Here is a 3,169-nt window from a genome sequence, read left to right on the forward strand (position 1 = left end):
TTGCAGGACTGGCCGCTGTTGCTGAAGCAACCGGCCACGCCCTTGCTGACCGCGCTTGCGAGGTCGACGTCGGGGAACAGAATGTTGGCCGACTTGCCACCAAGCTCCTGATGCACGCGCTTGACCGTGTCGGCAGCGGCCTTGGCCACCAGGATGCCGGCGCGGGTCGAACCGGTGAACGACATCATGTCGATGTCAGGATGGCTGGACAACGCCTGGCCGACGCCCGGTCCGTCGCCATTGACGAGGTTGAAGACGCCCTTCGGCACGCCGGCCTCGTCGAGGATCTCGGCGAAGATGATGGCGTCGAGCGGCGCGATCTCGGATGGCTTGAGCACCATGGTGCAGCCGGCGGCGAGCGCCGGACCCACCTTGCAGGTGATCTGGTTGAGCGGCCAGTTCCACGGCGTGATCAGCCCGACGACACCGATCGGCTCCTTGACCACGAGATGATTGCCCTTCACGTGGCGGAATTCGAAAGCCTTCAGCGTCTCGGCCATTTTGGTCAGATGCGCCAGCCCAATGCCGACCTGGCTGTCCAACGCCATCTGGCGCGGCGCGCCCATCTCGCGCGACACGGCAACCGCAAGATCGCCACTGCGCTTCTTGTAGACCGCGATGATGCGATTCAACAGGTCGAGCCGCTCGCTAACTTCGGTGAAACCAAAGCCGTTGAAGGCGCGCTTGGCGGCAGCCACCGCCTTGTCGACATCGGCCTTGGAGCCGAGCGAAATCTGCGCAAAAGCGTCCTCATTCGAGGGATCGATGACGTCCAATGGGTTGGGCACAACAGGATCGACCCACGCGCCATCGATGTAGAACTGCAGATTGTGTGACATGGTTTTCTCCTTGGCCGCATGGTCGCGCCGGGCCGTCATATCTGGCTGGAGATAACGATGCACAAACGCCGCTGTCAAACACAACCCCCGAAGTGGTTGAGCCAGTGCGGCAGTGATTGAGCCAGAGCGGTTGGGCAGCAACCGGCTTGGTGAGGATGGACTACAGCAAGGTATGCCCGGCCTCGACCAGAAACCGCCTCGCCGCGGCCTGATCCGTGGCTTTCACCAGGAGATGGTCGCCATCGAAAGTGGACACCACGAAGATGCCCAACCCGTTTTCCGACAACGGCCTGATGACCGACAGCACGATACCGGTTTCGTCGAAGGCGAACGGGCCCAGGAGCTTGAAGGCCACCCAGTCGATATCCTGCTTGACGGCATGCGGCACGCGGTCCTGCAGGCAAACGATCGAAAGCTCGTCGTCGGTCCTTGTGATGCTGACGAAGCCTGGTCCGTCCGCCCAACCGGGAATGGTTTCGCCCGCCGCCAGCCGGGAAACCGCGTAAGACCCCGGGAGTTGCTTAAGCTTGACCTTGGCAGCCATTATCGAAATCCTTCCTCAGATCGCCGGTGATCCCGCTAGCCTCTTGCTCATATAGACCGTCATGCCGCCCATGAACGGCTCGTCCCGATCCACTATGTAGCCCTGCCTCTTGTAGAGCGATACGTTCGCCTCGAACGCGCCATTGGTCAGCAGGCGAAGCTCGTCGCGGCCCGACTCGATCGCCTTGCGCTCGGCCCACTCCAGCAACAGCCGGCCAATCCCCCTGCCCTGCGCATCCGGTGCGACACAGACATTCTCGATCCACAGATGATCCTCGGCCAGCATGGTTTCAATCATTCCCACGATCCGATCATCCTCGACGGCGAGATCGAACGGATGCTCGGCAACAGCCTTCTCGTAGTCGGCGCGCATCGGCAGAGGCTCGCGGCCGATCACCGCTACCCATTTGGCATAGGCGGCGCGCACGATATCCCGGATCGCGGCGGCGTCAGCGGGCGCGGCCGGCCGAAGCCGGATGGAAGAATTGTTGGTCATCAAACTGCTCCAGACATGAAAAATCCCGCCGGCGGTTTCGCGGGCGGGGCTGGAAACGAAAGAACCGGGTCTATCCTGCCGGTCTTTGTCGTCGCGCAATCAGCTTGCCGCTCCGCACTGTGCAGGGGCGACGTCGCTTGGTGTTGGCGGGCGCGAAAACGAACATGGCGCCAAGTTGGAACAGGAAGCGCGGCGATGTCAAGGCGACCGCTCGATCGACAGTGTCTCGCATCGGCGACAAGGTTCTGGTCCTCGCGCCCGCAGGGCATAGAATCGCTATATGCTTTGTGCCAACGGCAGCTAATCGATGGGCAAACTATGACCGGGACGCTGAACAAAGCGGTGCGGATGGTGGCCATCCTGAACCTGGCCTATTTCGGGATCGAATTTGCCGTAGCCGTTTGGATCGGATCGGTATCGCTGTTCGCGGACAGCATCGATTTTCTGGAGGACGCATCCGTCAATCTCCTGATCATGGTCGCGTTGGGCTGGACCGTCCGCAATCGAGCGCGGCTCGGAATGGCGCTGGCCGGGATACTTCTGATCCCCGCATTGGCGACCCTTTGGACAGCCTGGGAGAAATTCAACATTCCAATTCCGCCAGCTCTCGTTCCGCTAACGCTCACGGCGGCTGGCGCGATGCTCGTCAACCTGTCGTGCGCGCTCATGCTCGCTCGCTATCGCCATCACAGCGGCAGCCTCACCCGCGCCGCCTTCCTGTCGGCGCGCAACGACGTCCTGGCCAATGTGGCAATCATTGCCGCTGCCCTGGTCACCGCATTCGTGTGGAATTCGGCCTGGCCCGATATCGTCATTGGGCTGGCAATCGCCGTCATGAATGCGGATGCTGCCCGCGAGGTTTTCACGGCCGCAAGACGCGAGTTCGCAGAAGGCCAAATTTCAAACTGAAACGCTGCCACCCGATCCGCGCACGATCCCCTCAACTCCTGCGCCGTCGGCCGGAATGGCTACCCGGTCGTCGAGTGCCCTCAGCCTGCGCCTGGCTCTAGCGATCGATCCTTGCTTCCTGTTGCGGAGAATAGCGCGCTCCCTGTACGGCGATCGCCGAGACCGCGTTCTCGATGTCGGCAGTTCGCCGTCAGCGCGACAGTGACCGATCCGATGTTCTCTTCGAGGCGATTGAGCTTGGTGGTGCCGGGGATCGGAACGATCCAGGGCTGTATCTGCCAAGCGCGGGAGCGATATCGGAGAATGGGCTTTTCAGCCTTGGAACATCGGTCATGTTGGTCTCCTTCGTAGAGTTCGGGCGTTGAACTCGGCGCCACGCGCC

General features: G+C 61.8%; 4 protein-coding genes and 1 pseudogene. 1 reads left to right on the forward strand and 4 read right to left on the reverse strand.

Annotation, left to right across the window (positions count from 1 at the left end; genetic code table 11):
• The 3 genes from EN969_RS23680 to EN969_RS23690 form a co-directional block, all read right to left on the reverse strand.
• Positions 1–839: aldehyde dehydrogenase family protein (locus EN969_RS23680; RefSeq protein WP_127419441.1), on the reverse strand; the 839-nt coding region annotated here is incomplete at its 3' end.
• A gap of 160 nt (positions 840–999) precedes the next feature.
• Positions 1,000–1,383, reverse strand: a complete 384-nt coding sequence (locus EN969_RS23685) for an ACT domain-containing protein (RefSeq protein WP_063168661.1) — start codon at positions 1,381–1,383, stop codon at positions 1,000–1,002.
• A 15-nt stretch (positions 1,384–1,398) separates the two neighbouring features.
• Positions 1,399–1,878, reverse strand: coding sequence for a GNAT family N-acetyltransferase (locus tag EN969_RS23690; protein ID WP_024501788.1), 480 nt, complete (start codon positions 1,876–1,878; stop codon positions 1,399–1,401).
• Positions 1,879–2,196: 318 nt separating this feature from the next.
• On the opposite strand from EN969_RS23690, the gene EN969_RS23695 reads away from it, so the two are divergent.
• Positions 2,197–2,787 carry a cation diffusion facilitator family transporter gene (locus EN969_RS23695; protein ID WP_063168662.1) on the forward strand — a complete coding sequence of 197 codons (591 nt, stop codon included), beginning with the start codon at positions 2,197–2,199 and terminating at the stop codon, positions 2,785–2,787.
• 80 nt (positions 2,788–2,867) lie between these two features.
• On the opposite strand, the pseudogene EN969_RS23700 reads toward EN969_RS23695, so the two are convergent.
• Positions 2,868–3,169 (reverse strand): annotated as a pseudogene (locus EN969_RS23700) (hypothetical protein); the annotation flags it as partial.

Origin of the sequence: Mesorhizobium sp. M7A.F.Ca.CA.003.01.2.1, from assembly GCF_003998945.1 — a bacterium.
Classification (GTDB): Bacteria; Pseudomonadota; Alphaproteobacteria; order Rhizobiales; family Rhizobiaceae; genus Mesorhizobium; species Mesorhizobium ciceri.

Coding starts and splice junctions, on each gene's coding strand:
- EN969_RS23690 (WP_024501788.1), bottom strand. CDS start 1,878: ATGACCAACAATTCTTCCATCCGGCTTCGGCCGGCCGCGCCCGCTGAC.
- EN969_RS23685 (WP_063168661.1), bottom strand. CDS start 1,383: ATGGCTGCCAAGGTCAAGCTTAAGCAACTCCCGGGGTCTTACGCGGTT.
- EN969_RS23695 (WP_063168662.1), top strand. CDS start 2,197: ATGACCGGGACGCTGAACAAAGCGGTGCGGATGGTGGCCATCCTGAAC.